The sequence below is a fragment of the Moorena sp. SIO4A5 genome (genome assembly GCF_010672005.1).
In the GTDB taxonomy this organism is placed as follows: Bacteria; Cyanobacteriota; Cyanobacteriia; order Cyanobacteriales; family Coleofasciculaceae; genus Moorena.
On record NZ_JAAHHZ010000330.1, the window covers coordinates 1 to 5,114 of the forward strand.

The 5,114-nt window shown below is 43.2% G+C and carries 4 protein-coding genes and 1 pseudogene; 1 reads left to right on the plus strand and 4 read right to left on the minus strand.

Translation table 11 applies throughout. From position 1 onward, the window contains the following. From F6K57_RS36290 to F6K57_RS36300, 3 genes and pseudogenes are all read right to left on the minus strand, one after another. Nucleotides 1-189 (minus strand): annotated as a pseudogene (locus tag F6K57_RS36290) (RNA-guided endonuclease TnpB family protein); the annotation flags it as partial. Between the two features lie 226 nt (nucleotides 190-415). Beyond that, complete coding sequence (gene ltrA, locus F6K57_RS36295; RefSeq protein ID WP_293072970.1) at nucleotides 416-2,179, minus strand: group II intron reverse transcriptase/maturase; 1,764 nt, start codon at nucleotides 2,177-2,179, stop codon at nucleotides 416-418. Between the two features lie 521 nt (nucleotides 2,180-2,700). Continuing rightward, nucleotides 2,701-3,513, minus strand: a complete 813-nt coding sequence (locus tag F6K57_RS36300) for a transposase (protein WP_293072973.1) — start codon at nucleotides 3,511-3,513, stop codon at nucleotides 2,701-2,703. A 313-nt stretch (nucleotides 3,514-3,826) separates the two neighbouring features. Between F6K57_RS36300 and F6K57_RS36305 the strand changes: the two genes are divergently transcribed. Beyond that, nucleotides 3,827-4,249 carry a hypothetical protein gene (locus F6K57_RS36305; RefSeq protein WP_293043285.1) on the plus strand — a complete coding sequence of 141 codons (423 nt, stop codon included), beginning with the start codon at nucleotides 3,827-3,829 and terminating at the stop codon, nucleotides 4,247-4,249. Nucleotides 4,250-4,554: 305 nt separating this feature from the next. Here F6K57_RS36305 and F6K57_RS36310 read toward each other — a convergent pair. Continuing rightward, nucleotides 4,555-5,114, minus strand: a 560-nt coding sequence (locus F6K57_RS36310) for a TRAM domain-containing protein (protein WP_293072976.1), incomplete at its 5' end; no start/stop codon positions are given.

Below are 5,114 nucleotides of genomic sequence, written 5' to 3' on the forward strand. Positions count from 1 at the left end.
GCAACAGTTACTCTGCCAAACTTCTCACCAAAATGCTCCAACCATTTCCTAAACTGATACCAACCCGCGTCATTAATAGATTTGGCGAGACAGTGGTTTTTTACTAAATTTTTAACTCTCAAGTCTTGCCTTACGGCACGCTGCGCGAACGTAGGCGATCAAGTCGTTAGACCGAATTACGCAGCGTGCCGGAGACGAAACCTTAGATAGTGGAGCCTTTATGGGTGTTCGGCTTTGCATAAAAGGGTTAAATCTTTTGTAATAAGGCTCCACTATCTTACGGTAACTTCTAACCAGTCTCTATTAAACTAAGCCGGGAAGTCGCCTTCGCCGACTTGTCTCCAAAACCGTACGTGATAGTTTCCCATCATACGGCTCCTCGCAATAGGGTTCCTTGTCATGTGGCACCTCTATATTAGAATGGGTTGTCATCTAGTTCAGAGGAATCGTTACTTGATTCGTGACACTTAGTTTTGAGCTTCATTCTATGTTTTTCATCGTGACAATGCAGGTGGAGTAGCTCAAGGTTTTTGAGTTGGTCGTTCCCACCTTGTGCGCGTGGTTTTATGTGGTGAGTTTCCATTAAGTCTTCGTTTCTAAAGGTCAAATTACAATGAGCACATTTTCCTTTTTGTCTTTTGAGGAGTTTAGCCTTCTGTTTAGACATTTCTGGATGTTTGCTCATTCTAGTACTCCAGTAAATTAGGTCTCCGTTGTAGGGACTGCTGTTTCCTTTGACCTTTGTATGACGAATGATTTCTGTCTTTGAATGTTTTGGAAGGTATATTCCTTCTTTTGTCATAAAAGTCCAGTTATCTACCTTGGGTGCATCCCAGGGATTTTTGGGTTCGGTGACCTTGGTTCCCCAGTATTTTTTATTCACCCAAGTTTTTGACTTTTTGGGATGTCTTCGGTATCCCCATCTTTGAAGTTTGTTCCAGAGCATATTATCTAACCCAGCGTAGGTTTTTTTACTTACAACACTTTTGTTGTAGTTACTCCAACCTTGTATAATGGGTTTAAGCTTGCTGATTAAGGCAGCTTGGGGGGCAGCTAGGTGATTTTTTATTTCCATTTCTAGCTGTCCCCAATGTTCTTTCACTTTTTTCTTTGATGGTTTAATGAGAGTTTTAAAACCTTGTTTGGATTGATGTTTACCTACCGGGTATTGTCGGATGTTAAATCCTAGAAAGTCAAATCCCTCTTTGGTGTGAGTCAATCTGGTTTTACTTGGTTTTAATTCTAAGCCTATGTCACTTAGCCATATTTCTATAACTTCTCTACACTTCTCTACCACTTCTTTGTTTTTATGTATGATGACAAAATCGTCCGCATACCTTATGAGACTAATACTTCTTCTTCTATCCCTTTTTCCTCTGACTGAGGTTTCTTTATAAGATAGATTTTCTACGTATTCTTTTATGGTCTCTTCCATTCCGTGGAGGGCTATGTTAGCCAAAAGAGGTGATATTATTCCCCCTTGTGGTGTCCCCTCGTCCGTAGATGATAGTGTTCCTTCGTCTATTACTCCCGCTTTTAACCATCCTTTGATTAATCGCTTCATAGTGGGGAAGGTATTTAATTTTTTGAGAAGTTTTTCATGGTTGATTTTGTCGAAGCATTTTGATATATCTGCGTCTAAGACCCATTTGGGTTGTTTGGCGATACTGTCGAAAATGGCTTCGACTGCGTCATGACATGACCTTCCTAGTCTGAAACCGTATGAGTTGGCTTCAAAGCGTGCTTCCCATTCAGGTTCTAAAGCCTGTTTGGTTAGTGCTTGTAATGCTCTGTCTTGTATGGTTGGTATTCCCAGTGGGCGTTTTTCTTTTCGACCTGGTTTTTCAATCCACACTCTACGTGTAGGCTGTGGTATTTTATACGTCCTAAGGTTATTTGCTAGTTTTAGTCTTTGTTTGCCTGTTAGGGCTTTCCGACCATCTATCCCAGCTGTTCTTTTTCCTTTATTTTGTTGGGTCACCTTCCTGACTGCGAGCATTTTTGCTGACCAGGACTTCATTAAAGTTTTTTGTAACCGTCTTACCACGCGAACATTCCCACGTTGAGAGGCTCGATATATTCGTTTTTGTAACTTAAATACTGTAATTTCCAGCTTTCGCCAGTTTACTTTATTCCATTCCGACTCTGGGTGAAATCCCCGAGTTTTAGACTTATTCATTACTACTAGCAACCATATCTTTTCCTATATACGTGAGTCTGTCTGCTTATTCACTACGTTACATAGTGACTTTTGCTTCTGACTCTATCTCTCCACCGGAGGCCATGCGGCTAACTACCTACTTGGAAAATCGACCTTTTCCAAGAGCACCTGCGGGGTTACTTCGTTCCTGGGTACCATACTGTATGCTTTTAGAGTGATACTATCCACCGGGAGTTAGAGAAATCGTCATATGAATGCTAAATCCTATGACCCTATGTACTCCGTTACTGTTTGTTTCCAGCGTTTCTAGCCTTATTGCGCTGGTTGAAGATTACGATGGTTCGCGTGTATCTTCCCTTTCGGTACTCATGAGCATTTTACCTGCTACTAGCTCCATATTTAGGCTTATAGAGTTTCGCTGTTCGACCCCGCTTTAACCTAGAGGTTGTTAATTCTCATTGATTAGGGGTAGGGTTGTCACTCAGATTTCGTGAGGGTTGGATTTTCACCAACATGGTATCCAAGTTGTCAGGGTGAGGTTACCCTGCGGTTAATCCTCCGATATTCTCGGTTTCTAACCAACGAATCGCACTAGCATGCTCTTCACGTTGCCTGCTTATCTTGAGGTGTGTCCTACCTAGTCTATTAATAGCTTTCTTTCGGTTAGCAGAGCCTTTCTTTTTTCGGTAAACCCGACGTTGATAAAACTTTAAGCGTTTTTCTCCCGTTCTATAAAATCGGGGATTAAGTTCAGTGTTCCCTCTGGAATCAGTATAAAAATCCTTTAGTCCGACATCTAAGCCAATGTTGGCGTCAGCAGGTTCCAGTTGTTCTTTAACATCAACTGAAACACAAAACTGAACGTAGTAGCCATCAGCCCGACGGACTATCCTGACTCGCTTAATTTGTTTTTTATCAAAGCGCCACAAGTCCCATGTACCTTTGAGCTTAAGCTTCCCAATACCCTTTTTGTCGCTGAACGTTATCGACTTTTTGTCGGGGGACAACTTCCAGCCTGACTGTTTATACTCCACCGAGCGGCAATTCTTCTGGAACTTAGGGAAGCCTTTTTTACCAGGTACTTTCTTCTTGCAGTTGTCAAAGAAACGGGCGATTGATGACCATGCCCTCTCAGCACTAGATTGACGGGCGGTAGAATTCAAAGCGTTAGCAAAAGGAAATCTTTTAGCAAGAACGGCACTATACTTGTTAAGGTCAAATTTGCTAACCCCTTTATTATCCATCCAATATCTGAGACAACTATTGCGAATAAATTGAACTGTCCGAATGGCCTCATCTATGGCAGAGTATTGGCGCTTTTTCCCTTTGGCCTTGAATTCTAAAATGATCATCAGTTTCGACCTCAACCGCTTCTATTTTATTCTACAATACTCAGACTAATATTCCGTGCGAGGGATTGCTCGCACGGAATATTTTTTTCACGGCGACTAAAGTCGCTGCCAGCCTTCATCCCCGCTCGCTTTGAGACGGGGTTTTCGGCTTGGGGGAGTTTTATAACGTTTAAACAATTGACAAAAGCGTGCCCATAGCCCATAAGCTGATAGCTGATTGCATATCAAGTAGCACCTCAAGTAGCGCATATGCTTACCAACTAGCTTATAACTTGATATAAGTAGATAATTACAAACAAGAAGGCAACAATCTATGGAACAGAAAGCAACTGCGTCTACTAAACTAGTCACCGGTAACTTTGTGGTGATCCAGGGAGATATCAATCGCAGAATTGGCGATGGTGGTGCTAGCCTCTGGAAAAAGACTTTCAACACAGAGGGACGCTACAAGGGCGGCGCTGCCATCCTGATGTTGATGGTTAAGGGATTGACAGCAACCGACAGTGATGCAGAGGTCAAAATCAATGATAAAAGTGTCGGTAAGATCTACTCCTACCAGGGAGCTAATCCCAATCATTGGTTTACCCAAATCATTAACATTGGTGCTGGAATCCTGAAGGATGGGGATAATGAGCTGGAGGTTGAGGCCGTAGATTTGCCAAACCCCTCTGCTGGCGACCTCTATAACGATTTTTACATACGGGATGTGGTTTGCTTCTTCCAGCGGGAAGATTAGGAAATATCTATAGCGGAAGTATAGTTTAGGACATAGTTTTTGGTTTAAAGGGAATCGGGAATCGGGAATCGGGAATCGGGAATCGGGAATCGGGAATCGGGAATCGGGAATCGGGAATCGGGAATAGGAAACAGCGGATCTGGGAGCAGAAATTATGTTTTAAGCTTTACTTCGACTGCTATAGTTTCAGTTTCTATTTTTAAGGGGGTAGGTAAACTACCTGATCAGGGTAGTTTACCTACCCCCGCCCGACTCCCAACTCCCGACTCCCGACTACCGACTCCCGACTCCCGACTCCCTATTCCCTATTCCTCTACTCGCTCACCAGTCAAGCTAAAGGCACGAGCTTCGGTAATTTTAACTAGAACTAGCTCCCCTTTCAGGTGATTAATATCCCCAGTGAAGAACGTGAGACGATTTCCTTTGGTTCTGCCCATCACTTGAGTCTTGTCTTTGGGATTTTGGTCTTCTACCAACACTTCCTCAATCCGTCCCAGATAACGTTGCGATCGCTCAGCTGCTTTTACCGCAACTAGGTGGTTAAGACGTTGAAGGCGATCGCATTTGACCTGCTCAGGGAGTTGATTTTCCCACAATGCGGCTGGTGTGCCAGGACGAGGAGAATAGGCAGCGGTATTGAGCTGGTCAAAGCCAATATCATCTACTAGTTTTAGGGTATTCTCAAATTGTGCTTCCGTTTCCCCAGGAAAGCCCACAATCGCATCGGCACTAATGGACGCATCGGGCATATAGTCCCGAATGGTATTAATAATACGGCGATATTTCTGGTGGGTATAGCCCCGTGCCATAGCTTTGAGAATATCGTTATCCCCAGATTGGAAGGGAATGTGGAAATGTTCGCACA